19 protein-coding genes are annotated in these 24,921 nt (G+C 41.3%); all 19 read left to right on the plus strand.

Annotation, left to right across the window (positions count from 1 at the left end):
• Positions 1–19: 19 nt before the first annotated feature.
• The 19 genes from dxr to rpsO all read left to right on the plus strand — a co-directional run bounded on the left by dxr (position 20) and on the right by rpsO (position 24,828).
• Positions 20–1,171 (plus strand): 1-deoxy-D-xylulose-5-phosphate reductoisomerase, encoded by a 1,152-nt coding sequence (gene dxr / locus ACQKEZ_RS13965; RefSeq protein ID WP_427301676.1) that lies wholly within the window; start codon positions 20–22, stop codon positions 1,169–1,171.
• A 6-nt stretch (positions 1,172–1,177) separates the two neighbouring features.
• The gene (gene rseP / locus ACQKEZ_RS13970; RefSeq protein ID WP_427301678.1) at positions 1,178–2,443 is read left to right on the plus strand and encodes an RIP metalloprotease RseP; all 1,266 of its coding nucleotides are present in this window, start codon (positions 1,178–1,180) and stop codon (positions 2,441–2,443) included.
• An 80-nt stretch (positions 2,444–2,523) separates the two neighbouring features.
• Positions 2,524–4,221 (plus strand): proline--tRNA ligase, encoded by a 1,698-nt coding sequence (locus tag ACQKEZ_RS13975; RefSeq protein WP_427301680.1) that lies wholly within the window; start codon positions 2,524–2,526, stop codon positions 4,219–4,221.
• 111 nt (positions 4,222–4,332) lie between these two features.
• Positions 4,333–8,628 carry a PolC-type DNA polymerase III gene (locus ACQKEZ_RS13980; RefSeq protein ID WP_427301967.1) on the plus strand — a complete coding sequence of 1,432 codons (4,296 nt, stop codon included), beginning with the start codon at positions 4,333–4,335 and terminating at the stop codon, positions 8,626–8,628.
• A gap of 444 nt (positions 8,629–9,072) precedes the next feature.
• Positions 9,073–10,920 (plus strand): glycoside hydrolase family 9 protein, encoded by a 1,848-nt coding sequence (locus ACQKEZ_RS13985; protein WP_427301682.1) that lies wholly within the window; start codon positions 9,073–9,075, stop codon positions 10,918–10,920.
• Positions 10,921–10,953: 33 nt separating this feature from the next.
• Positions 10,954–13,059: a glycoside hydrolase family 48 protein gene (locus tag ACQKEZ_RS13990; RefSeq protein ID WP_427301684.1), complete on the plus strand. Its 2,106-nt coding sequence runs from the start codon at positions 10,954–10,956 to the stop codon at positions 13,057–13,059.
• A gap of 58 nt (positions 13,060–13,117) precedes the next feature.
• Positions 13,118–14,794 (plus strand): cellulase family glycosylhydrolase, encoded by a 1,677-nt coding sequence (locus ACQKEZ_RS13995; protein WP_427301686.1) that lies wholly within the window; start codon positions 13,118–13,120, stop codon positions 14,792–14,794.
• Positions 14,794–16,029 (plus strand): endo-1,4-beta-xylanase, encoded by a 1,236-nt coding sequence (locus ACQKEZ_RS14000; RefSeq protein WP_427301687.1) that lies wholly within the window; start codon positions 14,794–14,796, stop codon positions 16,027–16,029. Before ACQKEZ_RS13995 ends, ACQKEZ_RS14000 begins: the two co-directional genes overlap by 1 nt.
• A gap of 20 nt (positions 16,030–16,049) precedes the next feature.
• Positions 16,050–17,186, plus strand: coding sequence for a glycoside hydrolase 5 family protein (locus ACQKEZ_RS14005; RefSeq protein ID WP_427301689.1), 1,137 nt, complete (start codon positions 16,050–16,052; stop codon positions 17,184–17,186).
• 236 nt (positions 17,187–17,422) lie between these two features.
• Positions 17,423–17,896: a ribosome maturation factor RimP gene (gene rimP / locus ACQKEZ_RS14010; RefSeq protein ID WP_427301691.1), complete on the plus strand. Its 474-nt coding sequence runs from the start codon at positions 17,423–17,425 to the stop codon at positions 17,894–17,896.
• A 33-nt stretch (positions 17,897–17,929) separates the two neighbouring features.
• Positions 17,930–19,051 (plus strand): transcription termination factor NusA, encoded by a 1,122-nt coding sequence (nusA, locus tag ACQKEZ_RS14015; RefSeq protein WP_427301693.1) that lies wholly within the window; start codon positions 17,930–17,932, stop codon positions 19,049–19,051.
• Between the two features lie 15 nt (positions 19,052–19,066).
• Entirely contained in the window at positions 19,067–19,357 is a 291-nt protein-coding gene (gene rnpM / locus ACQKEZ_RS14020) for an RNase P modulator RnpM (protein WP_427301695.1), read from the plus strand.
• On the plus strand, positions 19,344–19,646 hold the full coding sequence (locus ACQKEZ_RS14025; protein ID WP_427301697.1) for a YlxQ family RNA-binding protein: 303 nt from the start codon (positions 19,344–19,346) through the stop codon (positions 19,644–19,646). The genes rnpM and ACQKEZ_RS14025 overlap by 14 nt, the downstream gene beginning before the upstream one ends.
• Positions 19,647–19,665: 19 nt before the next feature.
• Complete coding sequence (gene infB / locus ACQKEZ_RS14030; RefSeq protein ID WP_427301699.1) at positions 19,666–21,780, plus strand: translation initiation factor IF-2; 2,115 nt, start codon at positions 19,666–19,668, stop codon at positions 21,778–21,780.
• Complete coding sequence (locus tag ACQKEZ_RS14035) at positions 21,777–22,055, plus strand: DUF503 domain-containing protein (RefSeq protein WP_427301701.1); 279 nt, start codon at positions 21,777–21,779, stop codon at positions 22,053–22,055. Before infB ends, ACQKEZ_RS14035 begins: the two co-directional genes overlap by 4 nt.
• Before the next feature lie 17 nt (positions 22,056–22,072).
• Positions 22,073–22,423, plus strand: coding sequence for a 30S ribosome-binding factor RbfA (gene rbfA, locus ACQKEZ_RS14040; RefSeq protein ID WP_427301702.1), 351 nt, complete (start codon positions 22,073–22,075; stop codon positions 22,421–22,423).
• 69 nt (positions 22,424–22,492) lie between these two features.
• Positions 22,493–23,422: a tRNA pseudouridine(55) synthase TruB gene (gene truB, locus ACQKEZ_RS14045; RefSeq protein ID WP_427301704.1), complete on the plus strand. Its 930-nt coding sequence runs from the start codon at positions 22,493–22,495 to the stop codon at positions 23,420–23,422.
• A gap of 18 nt (positions 23,423–23,440) precedes the next feature.
• Complete coding sequence (gene ribF / locus ACQKEZ_RS14050; protein WP_427301706.1) at positions 23,441–24,418, plus strand: bifunctional riboflavin kinase/FAD synthetase; 978 nt, start codon at positions 23,441–23,443, stop codon at positions 24,416–24,418.
• Between the two features lie 140 nt (positions 24,419–24,558).
• Positions 24,559–24,828, plus strand: a complete 270-nt coding sequence (gene rpsO / locus ACQKEZ_RS14055; protein ID WP_012009997.1) for a 30S ribosomal protein S15 — start codon at positions 24,559–24,561, stop codon at positions 24,826–24,828.
• Positions 24,829–24,921: the final 93 nt, after the last annotated feature.

Here is a 24,921-nt window from a genome sequence, read left to right on the forward strand (position 1 = left end):
CCGGAAAAGGAGTGGCAATTTGAAACATATTTCGCTATTAGGCGCAACGGGATCAATAGGAGAACAAACATTAGATGTCATCAAACAACACCAAGAGCAATTTAAGCTTACAGCTATGACCTTTGGACGAAATGTTGAAAAAGCAATTCCTATTATAGAATCATTTAAACCTCAGTATGTTGGGTGTTTAGATGAGGATACATACCAAAAACTCAAAGAATATTCATTTTCCTTTGATATTGAGATCGGTATAGGTGATGAAGCAAATATTGTTGCGGCAACATATGACTCAGTCGATGTCGTTGTAAATGCAGTTGTCGGAAGTGTAGGACTTGTCCCCACTTTAAAAGCCATTGAACAAAAAAAGGTGATCGCACTGGCAAATAAGGAAACACTTGTGACAGCTGGTCATATTGTAAAAGAGTATGCCAAACAGTATGATGTACCATTACTTCCAGTTGATAGTGAACATTCGGCCATTTTTCAGTGTCTTCAAGGTGAACAATCGAAAAATATCGAACGTTTAATTGTGACTGCCTCTGGTGGAAGCTTTCGTGATAAAAAGAGAACTGAGCTAGCTGGTGTCACGGTGGAAGAAGCACTCAATCATCCAAACTGGTCAATGGGCGCTAAGATTACGATTGATTCGGCAACAATGATGAATAAAGGACTTGAGGTCATTGAAGCACATTGGCTATTTGATATTCCGTATGATCGTATCGATGTGTTGCTTCATAAAGAAAGCATCATTCATTCAATGGTTGAATTTCATGATAAAAGCGTGATGGCACAACTAGGGACACCAGACATGAGAGTCCCGATCCAATACGCATTGACATACCCTGACAGGGCGCCATTAAAAGAAGCAAAATCTTTGAATCTTTGGGAGATTGGACAACTTAATTTCCAAAAAGCGGATTTTGAAAGGTATCGTTGCTTACATTTTGCTTATGAATCAGGTAAAATAGGGGGGACGATGCCTACTACTCTGAATGCTGCAAATGAAGTTGCAGTTGCGGCGTTCCTTGAAGGTAAAGTAACGTTCCTGCAAATTGAAGAATTGATTGAAAAGGCACTGACAAGACACCATGTGATTTCAAAGCCTAGTTTGCAAGATATCCATGAAGTGGACAAAGATACACGAGACTTTGTACAATCAATCCTCACATAAGGTGGTATGTTCGTGAATACAGTTATTGCGTTTATTATTATTTTTGGAACGCTCGTTTTTTTCCACGAGCTTGGCCATTTAATTATGGCACAGCGCGCAGGCATTTTGTGCCGCGAGTTTGCAATTGGCTTTGGACCAAAGATTTTTTCTTTTAAGCGAAAAGAGACAGTCTATACAATTCGCCTTCTGCCAGTGGGCGGTTTCGTAAAAATGGCTGGGGAAGATCCTGAAGTCATTGAAATTAAACCTGGTCATACTGTTGGTCTTTTATTCAATGATCAAAATCAAGTGGAAAAAATCATTTTAAATGATAAAGATAAGTACCCTGATGCACTTGTCATCGAAGTTGAAAATATTGACCTGGATCATGCAATGAGAATTACAGGGTATGAAGCGGGAAATGAAGATGTATTAACTGGTTATCAAGTGAGCCAAACATCCTTTTATATTGCCGACGGTGAAGAAATTCAAGTTGCCCCATATAACCGCCAATTTGGTTCTAAAACTGTGTGGCAACGCATCAAGGCGATTGCAGCAGGACCAATTATGAATTTTATTTTGGCCTACGTCATTTTAGTGGCGCTTGGATTTATTCAAGGTGTCACAGTTGATGATCCTGTATTAGGTAAGCTCACGCAAGATGGACGTGCAGCGCAAGCGGGGCTTGTGCAGGGAGATCACATCATTTCCATCAATGGTGAAAAAATGAATTCCTGGACAGATGTTGTTCAAACGGTTCAAAAAAATCCAGAGAAAGCAATGGATGTTGTCATTGAACGGAGTGGGAAAGAAAGCACGCTAGAAGTGACGCCTGAATCTGTGAAAGCAGATGGACAGACCATTGGTCGATTCGGCTCTTATCCGCCAACGGAGAATGGATTTATAAAAGTCATCTCTTCTTCAGCGACGACAGTGGTCTCGACAGCTGGACTTATCTTAACAAACTTACAAAAGATTGTGACGGGCCAATTTTCAATTGATATGCTAGCCGGTCCAGTCGGTATTTACGATATGACAGGAGAAGTCGCAAAGCAAGGTGTACTGACACTGATGCAGTTTGCTGCTTTCCTAAGTATTAACCTAGGTATCGTCAACTTATTGCCAATTCCAGCACTTGATGGAGGTCGTTTGCTCTTCTTATTTGTTGAGGCAATCCGCGGAAAACCAATTAATCGTGAAAAGGAAGCCCTTGTTGTCTTTATCGGTGTTGCTTTCCTGATGCTATTAATGCTTGTGGTGACGTGGAACGATATCCAAAGACTATTTTTATAAGACCATCCTCTCTTGTTTCTCTTTCATGGGAAACAAGAGTTTTTATGATAATTCATAATTGATAAATGAGGTGTAATGAAATGAGACAATCCCTGACTTTAATTCCGACTCTACGTGAAGTACCTGCAGATGCAGAAGCAAAAAGTCATCAGTTATTACTAAGAGCCGGTTTCATCAGACAAAACACGAGTGGAATCTATCATTATTTGCCGCTTGCTCATAAAGTCATTCAACATATCCAAGCTATCGTTCGTAAGGAAATGGAGAAGGCAGGAGCAGCTGAATTACTTATGCCTGTTCTTCAACAGGCTGAAATGTGGCAAGAGTCAGGAAGATGGTATACATACGGTTCAGAACTTATGCGTATGAAAGATCGTCATGGACGAGAATTCGCTCTTGGTCCAACACATGAAGAAGTGATTACGTCACTTGTACGTGATGAAGTGAAATCCTACAAGCGCCTGCCTTTGACACTTTTTCAAATTCAGTCTAAATTCCGTGACGAACAAAGACCGCGTTTTGGTTTACTGAGAGGCCGTGAATTCATCATGAAAGATGCTTACTCATTTCATGCTTCACCTGAAAGCCTTGATGAAACATATCAAAAAATGTTTACAGCCTATTCGAATGTCTTTTCACAAGTCGATCTGAATTTTAGACCTGTTATTGCAGATTCAGGTGCAATGGGTGGTAAAGATACACATGAATTTATGGCGTTGTCAGAAGTAGGGGAAGATACAATTGCATACTCTGATACATCTTCTTATGCGGCTAACATCGAAATGGCGGAAGTGGTGTACACAGGAGAAGAACCGAATCCTACTGATTTCAACGAGCTAGAAAAAGTGCAGACGCCAAATGTGAAAACAATTGAAGAAGTATCTCAGTTTTTACAAGTTGAGGCTTCATCCTGCATTAAATCCGTTTTGTTTAAAGCAGATGATCAATTTGTCCTTGTGCTAACAAAAGGCGATCATGAAATCAATGATGTCAAACTGAAGAACCTATTAGGCGCTCAGTTGGTTGAACTCGCTTCTCGTGAAGAGGTACTTGAAGTACTTGGTATAGAGCCTGGCTTTGTTGGACCAGTCGGAATTGATGGAAAAGTAGACATTTATGCAGATGCCGCTGTCAAAGGATTAACAAATGCAGTAGCAGGTGCAAATGAAGCAGATCATCACTTTAAGAATGTAAATCTCTCACGTGATGCTGATGTGAAAGAATTTGCTGATCTTCGTTTTATTCAAGAAGGTGATGTGTCACCAGATGGCGAGGGAACCATCCAGTTCGCAAAAGGAATAGAGGTTGGACAAGTCTTTAAGCTTGGTACTCGCTATTCTGAAGCAATGGAAGCAACCTATTTGGATGAGAACGGCCGAACACAGCCGATGATGATGGGTTGTTATGGTATCGGGATTTCTAGAACACTTTCTGCAATTGTCGAACAGCATCATGATGATAAAGGAATTATTTGGCCGGCATCTGTGGCTCCTTATGATCTCCATCTTTTGGCGTTAAACATGAAAAATGAAGCACAAAAGGAACTTGCTGAAACGCTATATGAGCGTCTTAGACAAGAAGGGTATGATGTGCTTTATGATGATCGCATAGAGCGCGCAGGTGTTAAATTTGCAGATAGCGACCTGATTGGTCTTCCTATCCGTATTAGCTGCGGAAAACGTTCAGAAGAAGGTATCGTGGAAGTCAAATTTAGAAAATCAGGCGAGTCACATGAAGTAAAAGTAGATGAGCTCGTTTCATTTATTCAAAAGGCATAAAACAATTACGCCTTATACATGAACAAAAAAATGAAGGTACCTCCTAATGAGAAAGAGGTACCTTTGTGATTTACAAAAAGGGAGGGACCTGTCTTGGAGGAACAATTACCGATGAATCGACGGCAGTTTCATATACTTCTCAAACAAATTAATATGACAGATGATGACCTCAGCCGATACTTTGAAGAAGGCGAAATCGTTAAATTGACGGTTCATAAAACGACGAAAACATGGCATTTTCTCTTTAAGTTTCAAGCGTTACTGCCCTATACCGTTTATGCCATGTTTGTTAGCAGACTAAAGGGGGCATTCTCACATATTGCACAAGTTGTTTGTACAATTAAAGTAGATGAGCAGCAAATATCTGAAGAGCTTGTACAATCCTATTGGACACATTGTGTTGAAGAGCTTCAAGGCATTTCTCCGCCAATCATTTCCTTACTCCAACAGCAAAAACCAACACTCACTGGGCATAAGCTAATCATTAAAACAAAAAGTGAGACAGAGGCGCTGGCGATTAAGAAAAAATATAGTCAGATGCTACAAGCAGCTTTTAAACAAGTTGGGTTTCCGGAGCTTCAATTTGATACCGAAACATTTGTATCTGATCAAGAGATTCAGAAATTTAGAGAGCAAAAGCTAGCTGAAGATCAGGAAAGAGCGATGCAGGCATTAACGGAGATGGAGAAGAAAGAAAGTGAAGAACAGGGTGAAGCGCCAAGTGGACCTCTCATGATCGGTTATCAAATTAAAGAAACAGAGGAAATACGAACGCTTGACAGTATTATGGATGAAGAGCGCAGAATTACAGTTCAAGGCTATGTCTTTGATGCAGAGACGAGAGAACTAAAAAGCGGCAGAACGCTTTGTATCTTTAAGATTACTGATTATACAAACAGCATCTTAATTAAAATGTTCGCAAGGGAAAAAGAAGATGCTCAGCTCATGAAGACGCTTAAAAAAGGAATGTGGGTGAAAGCTAGAGGAAGCATTCAAAACGATACATTTGTTAGAGATCTTGTCATGATTGCCAACGATGTGAATGAAATGAAGCCGCAGCTTAGAGAGGATACAGCACCAGAGGGCGAAAAGCGAATTGAGCTTCACCTGCACTCACCTATGAGTCAAATGGATGCTGTCACAGGAATTGGTCAACTTGTAGAACAGGCAAAAAAGTGGGGGCACGAAGCCATTGCACTGACCGATCATGCAGTCGCTCAATCTTTTCCAGATGCCTATGCAGCAAGTAAAAAACATGGGATTAAAATGATTTATGGCGTTGAAGTCAATCTAGTGAATGACGGTGTACCAATTGCCTACAATCCAGAGCATCGTTTGTTAGAAGAGGCAACCTTTGTTGTATTTGACGTGGAAACGACAGGGCTTTCTGCTGTATATGATACGATCATTGAGCTTGCAGCAGTGAAAATAAAGGATGGGGAAATTGTTGATCGTTTTGAAGCGTTTGCTAACCCCCATCATCCACTATCAGCAACAACGATTGAATTAACAGGTATTACAGACGACATGGTTAGAGATGCGCCAGATGTTGCCGATGTAGCCAAAGATTTTAAAGAGTGGATTGGTCAAGATATTTTAGTGGCGCACAATGCAAGCTTTGACATGGGTTTTTTAAATGCGGCATATAGAAGGCTTTTAAAAACGGACAAAGCTTCAAATCCTGTAATTGACACACTGGAGTTAGGCAGATTCCTGTACCCGCAATTCAAAAACCATCGCTTGAACACGTTATGTAAAAAGTTTGATATCGAACTCACACAGCACCATAGAGCGATTTATGATGCAGAAGCAACAGGGTACTTACTCTTGCGTATGTTAAAAGATGCTGGGGAAAAAGAGATTTCATATCACGATCAATTAAATGAAAATATGGGTCAGTCCAATGCATATCAGCGTTCACGTCCATATCATGCAACGCTCATTGCGCAAAATGAAATAGGACTCAAAAACCTATTCAAGCTTGTATCGTTATCACATATTGATTATTTCTATCGTGTTCCGCGTATTCCACGCTCACAGCTTGAAAAACATCGTGAAGGCCTGCTGATTGGCTCTGCCTGTGATAAAGGTGAAGTCTTTGAAGGGATGATGCAAAAGTCTCCCGATGAGGTTGAAGATGCTGCGGCATTCTATGATTATTTAGAAGTGCAGCCACCTGAGGTGTATCAACATTTGCTTCAACTTGAACTTGTCCGAGACGAGCGAGCATTAAAAGAAATTATCACCAATGTTGTAAAGCTTGGCGAAAAATTGAACAAGCCAGTTGTTGCAACAGGGAATGTGCATTATTTACATCCTGAAGATAAGATTTACCGAAAAATCTTAATTTCTTCTCAGGGAGGCGCCAATCCTTTAAATAGGCATGAGTTGCCGAAGGTTCATTTCCGAACAACGGATGAGATGCTTGAAGCTTTCTCATTTTTAGGAGAAGAAAAGGCAAAAGAAATCGTCGTCACGAACACGAAAAAAGTGTGTGATATGACAGAAGACATAAAGCCGATTAAAGATGACCTTTATACACCGAAGATTGAAGGAGCAGACGAAGAAATTCGTGAGATGAGCTATCAAATGGCGCGTAAAATCTACGGGGATGATCTTCCTAAAATCGTAGAAGAACGGATTGAGAAAGAATTAAAGAGTATTATCGGACATGGATTTGCGGTCATTTATCTAATTTCTCATAAACTTGTCAAAAGGTCTCTAGATGATGGCTATCTTGTCGGTTCAAGGGGATCTGTAGGTTCATCTCTTGTCGCAACATTGACAGAGATTACTGAAGTAAACCCACTTGCACCACATTATGTATGCCCAAGCTGTAAGCACTCAGAATTCTTTAATGATGGATCGGTTGGTTCAGGCTTTGACCTTCCTGATAAGAACTGTCCTGAATGTGGCACACCGTATAAAAAAGATGGACACGATATTCCTTTTGAAACGTTCCTAGGTTTTAAAGGAGATAAAGTTCCCGATATTGATTTGAATTTCTCAGGAGAATATCAGCCGCTTGCCCATAATTATACGAAAGATTTATTTGGTGAAGATTATGTGTATCGTGCCGGAACAATCGGTACAGTTGCTGAAAAGACGGCATATGGCTATGTCAAAGGCTATGCAAGTGACCATGACCTTCACATGAGAGGGGCAGAAATTGACCGACTTGTTCAAGGCTGTACAGGTGTCAAACGAACAACCGGTCAGCATCCAGGGGGAATTATCGTTGTTCCAGAATATATGGACATTTATGATTTTTCGCCTATTCAATTTCCAGCTGATGCAACAGGTTCGGAATGGAAAACAACCCACTTTGATTTCCATTCCATTCATGACAACTTACTGAAGCTCGATATACTCGGACACGATGATCCAACTGTCATTCGGATGCTTCAGGATTTGAGCGGCATCGATCCTAAAACCATTCCAACAGATGATCCAGAGGTCATGAAGATTTTCCAAGGGACTGAATCACTTGGTGTGACCGCAGAGCAAATTGGCTGTAAAACAGGGACCCTTGGGATCCCAGAGTTTGGTACGAGATTCGTTCGACAAATGCTAGAGGATACAAAGCCAACGACCTTCTCAGAGCTCGTTCAAATTTCTGGACTATCGCATGGTACAGACGTTTGGCTAGGCAATGCACAAGAGCTTATTCACAACAAAACGTGTGAATTGAGTGAAGTAATTGGTTGTCGTGATGATATTATGGTGTATTTAATCTATCAAGGATTAGAACCTTCTCTTGCCTTTAAAATTATGGAATCTGTTCGTAAAGGGAAAGGACTTCCACCTGAATGGGAAGAAGAAATGAAGAATAATCAAGTGCCAAACTGGTACATTGATTCTTGTAAAAAAATTAAGTACATGTTCCCTAAAGCTCACGCTGCTGCATATGTATTGATGGCAGTAAGAATTGCATACTTTAAGGTTCATCATGCACTTCTCTACTATGCAGCCTATTTTACAGTACGTGCGGATGACTTTGATATTGAGACAATGACAAAAGGTTCTAATGCCATACGTGCGGTCATGGACGAGATTTATTCAAAAGGCCTCGATGCATCGCCAAAAGAGAAAAACCTATTAACCGTTTTAGAACTTGCACTTGAAATGTGTGAACGAGGATATCATTTCAATAAGGTCGATTTATATCGTTCAAGTGCGACAGAATTTCTTATCGACGGTCATAGCCTTATTCCGCCATTTAACTCAATACCTGGTCTTGGAACAAACGCTGCACTAAATATTGTAAACGCAAGGGAAGCAGGGGAATTTCTTTCAAAAGAAGACTTGCAAAAGCGTGGAAAAGTGTCAAAAACCATTCTTGAGTACTTGGATCGACATGGCTGTTTAGAAGCACTTCCAGATCAAAATCAGCTTTCTTTATTCTAGGTTTATTTATGAAAAAGCGCCCGAATGTGGGGCGCTTATTTTATTTATTAACAATAATTTTATTATGTAAACTAATTCGATTTTCCATTTCCTTGGAATATTTTGTGTGCGTTTTCATATATCTTGATTTATCGTGACTTTTTAAGAGAAGAGATGGGGTGTCATCCTTTCTACCCAATTAGAGCAAAAAAGAGCATTTCATCGTCTGAAACGTTCTTCTACGTCATATGCTCTTTTGGGTATGGTGCAGATGTTTTAGTTCGAGAGATTACCTGACGATGAGCGCAAAGCTGATTGCTGTTTACTATGCCTATTTTTGAAAGATATCGTTTTTCTTTGAAAATCGTTACAAGTCAACAATCAAGTAGGGTCAGCAGAAGTAAGGAGGTGATGCTCTTTTTTGATAAGCGTTCAACAGAAAAAGGAGAGGTGAAGTAAAGACATATGTCGTCTTACAACTATGTAGAGGCACTACAAAAATCAATTTTGTTTTATGAAGCACAACGATCGGGCAGGCTTCCTGAAAACAATCGCTTAAATTGGCGAGGAGATTCTGGATTAGAAGATGGAAAGGATGTCGGTCATGACCTAACCGGAGGCTGGTATGATGCCGGTGATCACGTGAAGTTTGGGCTTCCAATGGCATACTCAGCAACTGTGCTTGCGTGGACAGTGTATGAGTATCGAGAGGCCTATGAAGAGGCAGAGCTACTTGATGACATCTTAGATCAAATCAAATGGGCAACAGATTATTTTCTCAAAGCTCATACTGCCCCGAATGAATTTTGGGCACAAGTAGGAGATGGGCATGTTGATCATAGCTGGTGGGGGCCGGCAGAAGTAATGCCTATGAGCCGACCTGCATTTAAAATTGATGAAAGTTGTCCGGGAACAGAAGTGGCAGCACAAACTGCAGCAGCACTAGCTGCGAGCTCTATCATTTTTAAACAGACAGATTCGGCATACTCAGATGAGCTTCTAACACATGCGAAACAGCTGTATGCATTTGCCGATCAATATCGTGGTGTGTACTCAAATTGTGTGACAAATGCACAATCCTTTTACAAATCATGGAGCGGATACGTTGATGAACTCATTTGGGGTGGAATTTGGCTGTATCTAGCGACAAATGAGCAAACGTATTTGGATCAAGCCCTTAAGGCAGTAGACGAATGGCCAAAAAATTGGGATTACACGTATACAATGTCATGGGATAACACATTTTTTGCTTCGCAAATCTTACTTGCAAGAATAACGAAAGAGCAAAGGTTTATTGATTCTACCGAGCGAAACTTAGATTATTGGTCAACAGGCCTTGTTCGAAATGGGCAAACAGAAAGAATTAAGTATACTCCAGGCGGGCTTGCGTGGCTTGATCAATGGGGCTCGCTTCGCTATGCCGCAAATGCTGCATTTCTTGCATTTGTATATGCTGATTGGATCTCTGATCAAGCCAAAAAAGATCGATATCGGACGTTTGCAATCAAGCAAACTCATTACATGCTCGGAGACAATCCACAAAATAGGAGCTATGTAGTTGGCTTTGGGAAAAATCCACCTGTTCATCCTCATCACCGAACAGCACACGGCTCATGGTCAAATCAACTCACGCACCCTTCAACTCACCGACACACGCTGTACGGAGCACTTGTTGGAGGGCCTGATGCGCAAGATCAATATGTAGACGACATCTCTGACTATGTATCAAATGAGGTAGCGACTGACTATAACGCTGCCTTCACTGGAAATGTAGCCAAAATGGTTCAGCTATTTGGGAAGGACCAATCAAAATTACCCAATTTTCCACCTCAAGAAACGCCGGAGGATGAATTTTATGTAGAGGCAGCGGTGATGAGTAACGATACAGCTGCCACACAAATTAAAGCCATTTTATATAATCGCTCTGGCTGGCCGGCAAGAAGTAGTCAATCACTTTCTTTCAGGTATTACGTTAACCTAAGTGAAGTTTTTGCGAAGGGATATACAGAGAAGCATATACAAATCACAGCATCTTATAATGAAGGCGCTTCCCTATCCCCATTAAAGGTCTATGACGCATCATCCCACATTTATTTTACAGAAATCGATTTTACAGGAGTGACGCTGTTTCCAGGAGGAGAATCTGAACACAAAAAGGAAATACAGTTTCGCCTATCAGCGCCAAATGGAACAAATGCATGGGATGCTACAAATGATCACTCCTTTCAAGGATTAACATCCAACATGCAAAAAACAACGAAAATCCCTGTCTTTGACAGCGGTGTAAAAGTGTTTGGCACACTACCAAGTTAAGACAGTATGAATAAACGTGAGAGGACGATAAAAATGGCAAACAAAGAACGATTTTTAACGTTATATCATCAATTGAAAAACGAAGCGAATGGTTATTTTTCACCAGAGGGGATCCCTTATCACTCAATTGAAACGTTAATGTGTGAAGCGCCTGATTATGGGCATATGACCACATCTGAAGCGTATAGTTATTGGTTGTGGCTTGAAGCGTTATATGGACATTACACAGGGGATTGGAGCAAATTAGAAGCAGCATGGGATAACATGGAAAAGCACATCATTCCAGTCAATGAGGATGGTACTGACGAACAGCCTCATATGGGCTCTTACAATTCCAATAGTCCTGCGACGTATGCTTCTGAATTTCCATATCCCGATCAATATCCTAGTGCTCTCAGCGGCGTTCGTCCCGCTGGTCAAGATCCACTCGATGCTGAGCTTAAATCAACGTACGGTACAAATGAAACGTATTTAATGCATTGGCTACTTGACGTAGACAATTGGTATGAGTATGGGAACTTCCTTCATCCATCTCATACGGCCACATATGTGAATACGTTCCAACGCGGACCTCAGGAATCAGTATGGGAGGCAATCCCTCACCCATCGCAAGATGATAAATCGTTCGGTAAAGCAAATGAAGGCTTTATGAGCCTATTTACAAAGGAAAATCAAGAACCTGCTGCCCAGTGGCGCTATACAAATGCGTCGGATGCTGATGCACGTGCCGTTCAAGTGATGTACTGGGCAAAGGAATTAGGTTACAATCATTCAGTTTATCTGAATAAAGCGAAAAAAATGGGCGATTTCCTGCGCTATGGAATGTACGATAAATACTTTCAAACGATCGGGAGTGGAAAACAAGGTCAACCATCTCCTGGAAATGGAAAAACTGCATGTCATTACTTAATGGCATGGTACACCGCATGGGGCGGCGGGCTTGGAGATTACGCGAATTGGGCGTGGCGCATCGGCGCAAGCCACAACCATCAAGGCTATCAAAACCCAGTGGCTGCTTATGCTTTATCAACGGATAAAGGGGGGCTAAAGCCAACCTCTGCTACCGGAGCAAGCGATTGGGAGAAATCATTAAAAAGACAGCTCGAGTTTTACGTATGGCTACAATCGAAGGAGGGAGCAATTGCTGGAGGCGCAACAAATAGTTGGAATGGAGACTACAGTGCGTATCCTGCAGGAAGAAGCACATTTTATGAAATGGCATATGACGATGCACCTGTTTACCATGATCCACCTTCTAATAATTGGTTTGGGATGCAGGCATGGCCGATGGAGCGTGTAGCAGAGCTATATTACATTTTCGCAAAAGATGGAGACAAAACGTCAGAGAACTTCCAAATGGCTAAATCCGCCATTTCTAAATGGGTCGATTACACATTAGATTACACCTTTGTCAACGAACGTCCTGTCACAGATAATCAAGGCTACTTCTTAAATGCTCAGGGGCAAAGAATTCTAGGAGGGACGAATGTAACCGTTGCTACAACGAGTGCGCAGGGAGAGTTCTGGATTCCTGGCAATTTAGAATGGAGCGGGCAGCCTGACACATGGAATGGTTTCCAATCTGCAACAGGCAATCCAAACTTAACGACTGTGACAAAAGATCCTAATCAAGATACAGGTGTGCTAGGAAGTTTGATTAAAGCCCTAACATTCTTTGCTGCTGGTACAAAAGAAGAGACAGGAAGTTATACTGCTCTTGGCACTAAAGCAAAAGATGTGGCCGCACAACTCCTTGAGGTTGCATGGAATTATAACGATGGTATTGGAATTGTTACACCGGAAGAAAGGGAAGATTATCATCGTTTCTTTAAGAAAGAAGTGTATTTCCCAAATGGCTGGAACGGAACATTCGGTCAAGGGAATCAAATTCCAGGAACAAACACCAGTCCGTCTGATCCACAGCGTGGAGGCAATGGAGTCTATGCGAGCTTTGCAGACATTCGTCCAAAAATTAAGCAAGATCCAGCATGGTCAGCACTCCAGAGCAAGTATCAATCTTCTTTCAATGAATCAACTGGGAAATGGGAAAATGGAGCGCCAGTTTTCACCTACCATCGTTTTTGGTCGCAGGTAGATATGGCAACAGCCTATGCAGAGTATCATCGTTTGATCAGCTAGTGATGAAGAATCAAGCTGCCGGCGTTTCTTGCCGGCAGTCTTAAAAGGAGAGAAGCATATGTTTGTTTTCAAGAAGCTATCTCATCAATCACTTCGTCTGTTGGTTGTGCTACTTTTACTCGGAACGGCAAGTCCATTTCTAACATCATCGTCTGCTAAAGCAAGCAAGGAATCTCAGCAAAATGTAAATAACACACGAACACCTCAGCAGGTTGTGGATCAAATGGCGCCAGGTTGGAATTTAGGAAATACCCTTGATGCGGTTCCTACAGAAGGATCGTGGAACAACCCGCCGGTATCTGAACGCACGTTTGATGACATAAAGGCAGCAGGCTTCAAAAGTGTGCGTATTCCAGTGACATGGGACGCTCATATTGGCAGTGCCCCAAATTATACAATAGATGAAAAATGGATGAAGCGAGTCGAGCAGGTAACAGACTGGGCATTACAGCGTGATTTTTATGTGGTATTAAACGTCCATCACGATTCATGGCTTTGGATCAATCAAGCAGGTGCAAAACAGGCAGAAACATTTCAAAAACTAGAAAAAGTATGGCGCCAAATTGCAGAGAGATTTGGTAATAGAAGTCATCGTTTAATCTTTGAAATTGTGAATGAGCCTGATGGGATGAGTGCTTATCAGCTGAATCTCTTAAATCAACAAATGCTGCAAACGATTCGAAGTACAGGTGGCCAGAATAAAGAGCGGCTAACGATTATTGGTGGGCTTCAAGACAATGCACAGGAGCTTGTCAGCAACGTTCAATTGCCAGATGATCCGAATCTCATTCTTACCTTTCACTTCTACTCGCCTTGGAATTTTGTATCGAACTGGTGGGGAAGCACAACATGGGGAAGTGAGCAAGATGTGCGTGAAATGAGAAATGAGATCAAACCTGTTTATGATCGCTTTGTGTCAAAGGGCTATCCAGTCATCATCGGTGAATATGGAACGCTCGCGGACACTGATCAATATAGCAAAAGGTTCTACCATCATACGTTGATTCAAGTGGCTGGAGAATATCAAATGGCAACGATGTGGTGGGACAATGGAAATGACCAGTTTGACCGAGAGGCAAGAAGGTGGCGTGATGAAGTCGTCAAAGACATCATTGTTCAAGGAAGTCTTGGTAAAAAGAATGCCCTCATCGACCCTGGTGAACTATGGATAAAAACGGGGCGTGAGCATCAAGATCAGACGATGAAAATGAAACGAAATGGGAATACGCTATCACATCTTGTCCTTGGCTCAGCTCAGTTAAATAGAGGAGTCGACTATACAGTTGATGGCGATACAGTGACATTGAAGCGTTCATTGATTGAACGAATTGTCACGAACTCTTCTTTTGGTGTGAAAGACACACTTCATTTTATCTTTTCTGAAGGAGCCAATCAGCAACTGAAAGTTATTTTATATGATGAGCCAAAGCCTGATCATAAGGAAGTGACAATTTCTAAATCAGCGATATCTGGTGATTTGAACATCCCAGTCCAGTTCAATGGAACACGCCTTGCCACTGTCAAAGGAGTGACAGATGCGACAAGCCGTCCAGTTCTAGAGGATGAGTGGTCATGGACCCCTTATATGAATGCAGAAGACGATTTTACATCGAATCGGACGCATGTCATTTTAAAGGAAAAAGTGTTAAAGGTGTTAAAAAGTGATGCCACATTTACATTTGAATTTTTCCCGAAAGGTACTCAATTTGAAGTGAAAGTGAAGGTGACTCCATAATGGTCAAAGAGAGAAGTTTTATTGATCATCAATTGAAATTTGAAGATACAAGCTCACTAGGGCAAGGCGATCAAAGCTGGAGGAAAGAGGCAGATGACCGGATTTTACAACATAGACAGCGAGAGCTTGTTGTAAACGTAACTGATGGTGAAAAGAAGCCAATACCAGGTGTAGCCATCGAAATAAAGCAAATACGTCATGAATTTGCATTCGGTTCGGCAATGAATGATCAAGTATTGTTTAATCAATCCTATGCGGATTTCTTTGTCAGGCATTTTAATTGGGCTGTCTTTGAAAATGAGGCGAAATGGTATGCAAATGAGCCAGAAAGAGGAAAAATCACTTACGAAAAAGCAGATGCAATGCTTAACTTTACTGAAAGACACAACCTGCCTGTCAGGGGGCATGCTTTGTTTTGGGAGGTAGAAGATGCTAATCCGAGTTGGCTCAGGTCATTGCCGAATCATGAAGTGTATGAAGCAATGAAAAGGCGGCTTGAACATGCAGGGAATCATTTCAAAGGAAGGTTTCGTCATTGGGATGTGAACAACGAAATGATGCATGGGTCATTCTTTAAAGACCGTTTTGGAAAAAACATCTGGAAATGGATGTTTGAAGAAACGAAAAAAATTGATCCACAGGCGTTATTATTTGTGAATGATTATAATGTGATCTCTTATGGTGAGCATCATGCTTATAAAGCCCATATCAATGAGCTTCGTCAGTTAGGTGCGCCCGTTCAAGCAATTGGTGTGCAAGGACATTTTGGTGATCGGGTGGATCCAGTCGTTGTAAAAGAGAGGCTGGATGTGCTTGCTGAGCTTGGTTTACCAATTTGGGTCACAGAGTATGATTCTGTTCACCCAGATGCCAATAGACGAGCGGATAACTTAGAGGCTCTATATCGCGTCGCATTCAGTCATCCTGCAGTAAAAGGTGTATTAATGTGGGGTTTCTGGGCAGGGGCTCATTGGCGAGGTGAAAATGCGGCCATAGTGAATTATGATTGGTCGCTGAATGAGGCAGGGAAGCGTTATGAGAAACTTCTCAATGAGTGGACGACACAGAGAATTGAAAAAACAGACAATCGTGGCAAAGTCACATGCCAAGCATTTCATGGCACATATGAGATACGGATCTTACAAGAAAGCAAGATATTGAAGCACCAGACGATTCATCTTCATTCAAGTGAACCGACACCGCTTGAGTTAGATATGATCGTACATGCACGTTGATGGATTGTGAGGGGATTTGGATGACTAGATGGTTTAAAAAAGTGACATGTTTGATGCTTGTACTGACTGTACTTACTGGATTTCTCCCGTCAAACGTAAGTGCAGCCTCCTCATTTGTGAAAACATTAGGTACACAATTTGTTTTAAACAATCAACCCTTTTACTTTGCCGGCACAAACAATTATTATTTCCACTATAAATCAAAAAAAATGGTAGATGCTGTTTTTGATGATATGAAAGCAATGAATCTAAAGGTCATACGTATTTGGGGGTTTCATGACGGCGCACCTCAGGAGAATTCAGTCTTGCAATCTAGTCCAGGGGTTTATGAAGAATCTGGCTTTCGCAAACTGGATTATGCGATTCATAAAGCGGGACAGGAAGGAATTAAGCTTGTCATTCCTCTTGTCAACAACTGGGATGATTTTGGCGGAATGAATCAATACGTCAGGTGGTTTCAAGCAGGTTCACATGATGCTTTTTATATAAATGAAAATATAAAACAAGCCTATAAACAGTATGTTCGCTATGTACTTGAGAGAACCAATACGTATACAGGTGTTCAATACAAAAACGATCCGGCAATCATGACATGGGAGCTTGCCAATGAACCTCGCATGCAGTCTGACACATCAGGAAACACATTAGTAAACTGGGCAAATGAAATGAGCTCATTTATCAAATCAATAGATCCAAATCATCTCGTGGCAGTAGGTGATGAAGGATTCTTTAGGATTGAAGGACATGAAGACTGGCTTTACAGAGGCGGAGAAGGCGTTGATTGGGACCGTTTGACGGCACTTCCGAATATTGATTACGGCACATACCACTTGTACCCAGATCATTGGAACAAATCTGCTGAGTGGGGAGTGAAATGGATTGAAGACCATATCTCACGCGGGAATGCGATAGGAAAACCTGTTGTGTTAGAAGAGTTTGGCTATCAAAAACAGTCAGCTCGTGATGAGGTCTATCATAGCTGGCTGACGACTGTTGAACGACTTGAAGGCGCCGGCAGTCAATTCTGGATTTTAACAAGTATTCAAGATGATGACACGCTTTATCCGGATTATGACGGCTTCCGAATTATACAGCCAAGTTCAACCGCTTCTCTCATCAGTGAACATGCAAAGAAAATGAATGAAAAAAGCCGATAATGAGCGTTCTTTTTAAAGTAACTTCATTTGCATAAAAAAAATGGATATGGTATAGTTTTTATGGAAATGCTAACGATTACCGAGACAAGAGTGGGGAAACCCGCTCTTTTGTATTGAACAGGCAATTTTTGTCTCGACATTATTCATCCGTTTCTGCTCCCCCTGCTCACATAAAGCAGGGTTTTTATGCAGAATGATTGATAAGAGCGTTTATCGAAAGCACAAGGAGGAAGAGAATGAGCAAAAAAGTAGTGGATATCGTAAGCGAAATGGTGCAGCCAATTGTAGAAGACCTACAGCTTGAACTCGTTGACATTGATTTTGTCAAAGAGGGTCAAAACTGGTTCCTTCGCGTGTTTATTGACTCTGAAACAGGCGTCGATATTGAAGAATGTGCCAAAGTGAGCGAAGCCTTGAGTGAAAAGCTCGATGAGGTAGATCCGATTAGCCAAAACTACTTTCTTGAAGTATCCTCTCCTGGAGCGGAGCGCCCATTAAAGAAAAAAGCTGATTTTGAAAAAGCACTTGGAAAAAATGTTTTCATTAAAACGTACGAGCCGATTGATGGTGAAAAAGCATTTGAAGGTGAGCTTACAAGCTTTGATGGTGAGATCGCAACAGTGACAGTGAAGATCAAGACAAGAAAGAAAGAGATCAATATTCCATACGAAAAAATCGCTAACGCCAGATTAGCAGTTTCGTTCAATTAACCTTTTAATTGATATAAGGGGGAAACCATAAAAATGAGTAGTGAGTTGTTAGATGCCCTGACTGTTCTGGAGAAAGAAAAGGGTATTAGTAAAGAAATTATTATTGAAGCTATTGAGGCTGCACTCATTTCTGCATACAAACGAAACTTCAATCAAGCACAAAACGTACGTGTTGATTTGAATCGTGATACAGGCACAATCCGTGTTTTTGCAAGAAAAGATGTCGTAGATGAAGTCTATGATTCACGTCTTGAAATCTCAATCGATGATGCGGTGAATATCAATCCTAACTATATAGTTGGGGATGTTGTAGAAATTGAAGTCACACCAAAAGACTTTGGACGCATCGCAGCGCAAACTGCAAAGCAAGTCGTTACGCAGCGCGTGAGAGAAGCAGAACGCGGTGTCATCTATACAGAGTTCATTGATCGCGAAGAAGATATTATGACGGGCATCGTGCAGCGTATTGACAGTAAATTTATTTACGTGTCACTGGGCAAAATCGAAGCGCTTCTTCCTGTCAACGAACAAATGCCAAATGAGGAATACAAACCACATGACCGCATTAAAGTTTTTATTACAAAAGTAGAAAAGACGACAAAAGGACCTCAAATTTATGTATCTAGAACACATCCAGGTCTCCTAAAGCGTTTGTTTGAAATTGAAGTGCCAGAAATTTATGATGGTACTGTAGAATTAAAATCGGTGGCCAGGGAAGCAGGAGATCGCTCTAAAATCTCAGTTCGCACTGATGATCCTGATGTCGATCCGGTCGGTTCTTGTGTCGGACCAAAAGGTCAGCGTGTACAAGCAATTGTCAATGAACTAAAAGGCGAAAAAATTGATATCGTTCAATGGTCTAATGATCCTGTAGAATTTGTTGCAAATGCTCTAAGCCCATCTAAGGTGATTGATGTCATCGTGAGCGAAGAAGAAAAAGCAACAACTGTCATTGTCCCTGACTATCAGCTTTCACTTGCTATTGGGAAACGAGGCCAGAATGCTCGTCTAGCAGCTAAGTTAACGAGCTGGAAAATTGATATTAAAAGCGAAACAGATGCAAGAGAACTCGGTATTTTCCCAAGAGCAGATGAAGACTCTGAATCTCTTTTCTTAGAGGCAGAACCAGAAGAAACTGAGGAATCTGGCGAATAAGAGGTGATATAAAAGGTGAAAAGCCGAAAAAAAATCCCGCTTAGAAAATGCGTTGTCACGGGAGAAATGAAGCCAAAAAAAGAGATGATTCGCATCGTCCGTTCTAAGGAAGGCGAAGTATCAGTTGATGCAACGGGCAAGAAAAACGGCCGTGGTGCTTACGTTTCTCTCGATAAAGAAACCATTCTTGCGGCGAAGAACAAACGCAGTTTGGAGCAGCAGTTTCAAACACAGATCGACGAACAAATATTTGAAGAATTACTAGAACTAGCTGAAAAGGTGAATAAACCACATGACAGAATCTGAATGGTATCCTTTGCTTGGTCTAGCAAATCGAGCTCGTAAGGTCGTGTCAGGGGAAGATCTTGTGATCAAGGAGATTAGACATGCGCGCGCAAAGCTTGTTCTTCTTGCAAAAGATGCCTCTTTCAATACAGAAAAAAAGGTATCTGACAAATGCAAATTTTACAATGTTCCGATTAGAACTGTTGAAGATCGTTCCGTTCTTGGACGTTCCATCGGGAAAGAAGCCCGCGTAGTCGTCGCTGTTACTGACCAAGGCTTCGCAAAGAAGCTCATAAGCTTGCTCGATTAATTTATTTGGGGGTGAACGAATGGCTAAAGTGAGAGTTTACGAATACGCAAAAGCCATAGATGTTTCAAGTAAAGATATTATAGCAGCGCTTAAAGGTATGAACGTGGAAGTGAAAAACCATATGGCAACGCTTGAAGACGAGACTGTGAAAAAGCTCGATGCCATATTCAAGAAAAGCGGCAATGCGAAAGAGACAACTAACGAGAAACCCGCAGAACAAAAAAAACAATCAACAAACAAAATCAATGATAGAAAGAAGAATGACGTGCAGAATAATCAATTTAATAAAAACAAAAAAAATAACAACAATAAAAATAAGCGTGGAGGCAACAAAGCGCAGCACCAACAAGCGAGACCTGTAAAGCCAAAGAAAGAACTGCCTGAAAAAATTGAATTTACAAATTCAATGTCAGTAGGTCATCTAGCTGAAGAGCTTGGAAAAGAATCAGCAGAAATTATTAAAAAGCTGATGGCGCTTGGCGTCATGGCAACCATTAACCAAGAGCTTGACAAAGATACAGTTGAGCTAATTGTTTCTGAATACGGGGTTCAAGTAGAAGAAGTGATCGTCTTAGAAGCAACAGAGCTTGAAAAGTATGAAATAGAAGACAAAGAAGAAGATATGCAAGTCCGCCCACCAGTTGTAACGATTATGGGACACGTTGACCACGGGAAAACAACCCTTCTTGACAGCATTCGTAAAACAAAAGTTGTTGAAGGTGAAGCAGGTGGTATCACGCAGCATATCGGTGCGTACCAAATTGAAGCAGAAAATGGTAAGAAAATTACATTCCTTGATACACCAGGACACGCGGCATTTACAACAATGCGTGCACGTGGTGCGGAAGTAACAGATACGACCATTCTTGTCGTTGCAGCTGACGATGGTGTGATGCCGCAAACAGTAGAAGCGATCAATCACGCGAAAGCGGCTGAAGTACCAATTATTGTTGCAGTCAATAAGGTGGATAAACCAACTGCAAACCCTGATCGTGTCATGCAGGAGCTCACTGAGCATGGTCTTGTACCAGAGGCATGGGGTGGAGAGACGATTTTTGTTCCGCTATCTGCATTAACAGGTGAAGGGATCGATGAACTGATTGAAATGATCCTACTTGTCAGTGAAGTAGAAGAGCTAAAAGCGAACCCGAATCGTGCTGCAAAAGGAACTGTCATCGAAGCAGAGCTTGATAAGGGGAGAGGTTCAGTTGCAACCCTTCTTGTTCAAACTGGAACGCTTCGTGTTGGAGATCCAATTGTTGTTGGGAATACGTTTGGACGTGTTCGTGCAATGGTTAATGACGTCGGCCGCCGCGTTAAAACAGCTGGTCCATCTACACCGGTTGAAATTACTGGCTTAAACGAGGTACCACATGCAGGCGATCAATTCCTTGTATTTAAAGATGAAAAAACAGCTCGTCAAGTTGGGGAAGCTCGTGCATCCAAACAACTTGATGAACAGCGTACAGATAAAGCAAAACTAAGCCTTGATGACTTGTTTGAACAAATTAAACAAGGTGAAGTAAAAGACATCAACCTCATTGTGAAAGCTGATGTACAAGGTACTGCCGAAGCGTTAACAGCAGCCCTTCAAAAGATTGAAGTTGAAGGCGTGAAAGTGAAGATCATCCATACGGGTGTAGGTGCAATTACAGAATCTGATATCATCTTAGCAAGTGCATCTAATGCGATTGTGATCGGATTTAACGTCCGACCTGATGGAAATGCGAAGAGCACTGCAGAAACAGAAAATGTTGATATCCGTCTTCACCGAATCATTTATAAAGTCATCGACGAAATTGAAGCTGCGATGAAAGGGATGCTTGATCCTGAATATGAAGAAAAAGTCATTGGTCAAGTTGAAGTTCGTCAAATATTCAAAGTATCAAAAATTGGTACAATTGCAGGTGGCTATGTCACCGAAGGCACAATTACGAGAGACAGCGGTATCCGCTTAATCCGTGATGGTATTGTCATCTTTGAAGGTGAAGTCGATGTCTTAAAACGCTTCAAAGACGATGTGAAAGAAGTTTCACAAGGATACGAATGTGGTATTACGATTAAGAAATACAATGATATTCGCGAAGGCGATGTCATGGAATCATTCGTTATGCAAGAAATCGAAAGAAAATGATCGGTTATACCGAATGTGAGTGCATCATTTACGATGCAGCGTCACTGAAGGAAAAGCGTGCGGTTCTAAAGCGTATTTTGACAAGGACGCGCCAAAAATTCAATGTAACCATTTCTGAAATGGAATACCAGGATACATGGCAGCGTACCTTGTTTGGAATCGCCGCGGTTTCTTCTACTCGGGTTCAGGTGGAGAAAGAACTTCAGCGTGTACTAAGCTTTATTGATTCTTTTCCCGAAATTGAACGAACGGTCACGAAAACAGAGTGGTTTTAACAAGAGGTGATAAGATCATGAGTATGAGAGCGACACGTGTTGGTGAGCAAATGAAAAAAGAACTAGGCGAGATCATCAGCAGAAAACTGAAAGATCCAAGAATTGGCTTCTTAACGGTGACAGATGTTGAGGTCACCGGTGATTTACAAATTGCCAAAGTCTTTATTTCCGTCCTTGGAGATGAGAAAAAAAGAGAGGAAACCTTAAAAGGGCTTGAAAAAGCAAAAGGGTATATCCGATCTGAAATTGGCAACCGAATTAGACTTCGTAAAACGCCTGAGCTTTACTTTGAATTCGATGAATCGGTTGATTACGGTAATCGAATTGAAAGTCTGATTGCAGAACTAAACACAAAAGATCACGAATAAGACGTTGAAATGAGGATAGGCGAATGTTCGTCTGTCCTTTTTCATCGTTTATGAAAGGGGAGAATGCAGTTGTTAAATGGCGTTCTTTTAGTACATAAACAAAGAGGAATGACTTCACACGATTGTGTCATCAAAGTAAGAAAGCTACTCAGAACAAAAAAAGTGGGACATACAGGAACCTTAGATCCAGAGGTATCAGGTGTACTGCCAATTTGTATAGGTAGGGCAACAAAAATCGTCGAATACTTAACAGACAAGTCAAAGACATACGATGCAGAAATCACGATTGGTTTTTCCACGACAACAGAGGACCAAACCGGTGAAATGGTTGAAGAAAAGAAAGTAGAACAGCCCATCACTGAGGCTGAAATCGACGCTGTCTTAAAAAGATTAGAAGGTACGATAGAGCAAGTTCCGCCAATGTATTCAGCTATCAAAATTGGTGGGAAAAAGCTATACGAATATGCAAGAGCAGGGATAGAAATCGAACGCCCAAGTCGTGAGATTACGATTCACAAAATCAAACGAACGTCAGCTGTCACTTTTGAAGACAACAAAATAACGTTTCGCTTTACTGTCCTTTGCTCAAAAGGCACCTATGTAAGAACACTAGCTGTCGATATAGGTAAAATGCTAGGATATCCTGCTCATATGTCTCATCTGATTCGAACAGCCTCTGGTGACTTTACATTGGAAGAATGTATGACACTTGATGAGATCCAGGCTTTGAGTGAGGAAGGAAAAGCAGGAGATCATCTTGTGTCTATAGAACGGGCGCTCAATCATTTGCCGAAATGGGAGATAAATGATACATTAGCTAGTAAAGTGAAGAACGGTGCAGTCCTTCCAGTATCTGATGAATTGGCTCATCTGACGGAGGAGGATCGCGTGGCTGTTTTCACCTCTACCGGTCATTGCATCGCCATCTATATGAAGCATCCAACCAAACCTGGCCTTGTGAAGCCCGCAAAGATCTTATCTCAGGACAAGCAATCTTAAAGAAAAGGTGACCATCTCGTGAAAACCATACATATTTCACATCCACATACATTGAATAAACAAGATCAAGTCCCATCCGTAATGGCTTTAGGCTATTTTGACGGTGTGCATCTAGGTCATCAAAAGGTGATAGAAACAGCCAAAACGATCGCAAACAAAGAGGGGATCGCTCTTTCGGTCATGACCTTTCACCCACATCCGTCACACGTGTTGCAAAAAGCACGTGAGCCGAAAGATTTAATTACACCTCTTGAAGATAAAATTGATTTTATTGAAAAACTCGGTGCAACGTTTTTATATGTCGTTCAATTTAGTGAAAGCTTCGCGGCTTTATCACCACAAGCATTTGTAGATCAATATTTAGTCGAATTAAATGTCCGGCATGCAGTCGCAGGCTTTGATTTTACGTTTGGTCGTTTTGGAGCAGGGACGATGGAGACGTTTGACGAATATGGAATGGGACGTATTGCTTCGACAAATGTTCCTAAGTTATCAAATCAAGACCGTAAAGTTAGCTCAACACTCATTCGCTCAGCTTTAAAAAACGGGGACGTAGAATATGTAAGTGAACTTCTTGGAAAACCGTATCAGCTAAGAGGAATTGTGATTCACGGCGACAAGCGTGGACGAACCATTGGCTTTCCAACCGCCAACATTGGATTATCTGCCGAATACATTATCCCTCCAACAGGCGTATATGCTGTGAGAGCGGAATTAAAAGGCAAGCAATATGACGGTGTCTGCAATATTGGCTACAAGCCAACCTTTTATGAAAAACGTCCAGACCAACCAGCAATCGAAGTGAACCTATTTGATTTCAATGAAGAAATATATGGTGAACCGATTAAATTGCAATGGTATAAACGGATTCGCAGTGAGCAAAAATTTGGCGGAATTGAAGAATTAACAGCTCAAATTGCCCGTGACAAAAAGGAAGCTATTCAATTTTTCAAAGAAGCAAAAGAACAACAAGCAAATCAATCAAAAAAATCATAGAAAATACCCTCTATTATTTGCATATTGGGCGTATTTTTAGTATGATAATTCCTGTAGCTTTAAAACCACTTACTTGGCAAGCCGACTTCACCGACGGTTGCGAGGTAGTTGGGGCTAACAATATTTGGAGGTGAATCAGGATGGCTATTACTCAAGAGCGTAAAACTCAATTAATCAGCGAGTTCAAAACACACGAATCTGACACTGGATCTCCAGAAGTTCAGATCGCTGTCCTAACAGAATCAATTAACAACTTGAACGAGCATTTACGTACTCATAAGAAAGATCACCACTCACGTCGCGGTCTTTTGAAAATGGTAGGTAGACGTCGTAATCTTCTTACGTATCTACGTAATAAAGACGTAACTCGTTACCGTGAGTTAATTAACAAACTAGGCTTACGTCGATAATCGTAAAAAGCGGGAGGATTCCCGCTTTTTTATCGTATAATCACCAATATTTTTTGGTTAAAATGTTGAAAGAATGACAAATACCCTTCTACA

The organism is Bacillus sp. NPDC077027 (assembly GCF_050269555.1).
Lineage (GTDB): Bacteria > Bacillota > Bacilli > Bacillales > Bacillaceae > Bacillus.

Coding starts and splice junctions, on each gene's coding strand:
- rseP (WP_427301678.1), top strand. CDS start 1,178: ATGTTCGTGAATACAGTTATTGCGTTTATTATTATTTTTGGAACGCTC.
- ACQKEZ_RS13975 (WP_427301680.1), top strand. CDS start 2,524: ATGAGACAATCCCTGACTTTAATTCCGACTCTACGTGAAGTACCTGCA.
- ACQKEZ_RS13980 (WP_427301967.1), top strand. CDS start 4,333: ATGAATCGACGGCAGTTTCATATACTTCTCAAACAAATTAATATGACA.
- ACQKEZ_RS13985 (WP_427301682.1), top strand. CDS start 9,073: ATGTCGTCTTACAACTATGTAGAGGCACTACAAAAATCAATTTTGTTT.
- ACQKEZ_RS13990 (WP_427301684.1), top strand. CDS start 10,954: ATGGCAAACAAAGAACGATTTTTAACGTTATATCATCAATTGAAAAAC.
- ACQKEZ_RS13995 (WP_427301686.1), top strand. CDS start 13,118: ATGTTTGTTTTCAAGAAGCTATCTCATCAATCACTTCGTCTGTTGGTT.
- ACQKEZ_RS14000 (WP_427301687.1), top strand. CDS start 14,794: ATGGTCAAAGAGAGAAGTTTTATTGATCATCAATTGAAATTTGAAGAT.
- ACQKEZ_RS14005 (WP_427301689.1), top strand. CDS start 16,050: ATGACTAGATGGTTTAAAAAAGTGACATGTTTGATGCTTGTACTGACT.
- rimP (WP_427301691.1), top strand. CDS start 17,423: ATGAGCAAAAAAGTAGTGGATATCGTAAGCGAAATGGTGCAGCCAATT.
- nusA (WP_427301693.1), top strand. CDS start 17,930: ATGAGTAGTGAGTTGTTAGATGCCCTGACTGTTCTGGAGAAAGAAAAG.
- ACQKEZ_RS14025 (WP_427301697.1), top strand. CDS start 19,344: ATGACAGAATCTGAATGGTATCCTTTGCTTGGTCTAGCAAATCGAGCT.
- infB (WP_427301699.1), top strand. CDS start 19,666: ATGGCTAAAGTGAGAGTTTACGAATACGCAAAAGCCATAGATGTTTCA.
- ACQKEZ_RS14035 (WP_427301701.1), top strand. CDS start 21,777: ATGATCGGTTATACCGAATGTGAGTGCATCATTTACGATGCAGCGTCA.
- rbfA (WP_427301702.1), top strand. CDS start 22,073: ATGAGTATGAGAGCGACACGTGTTGGTGAGCAAATGAAAAAAGAACTA.
- rpsO (WP_012009997.1), top strand. CDS start 24,559: ATGGCTATTACTCAAGAGCGTAAAACTCAATTAATCAGCGAGTTCAAA.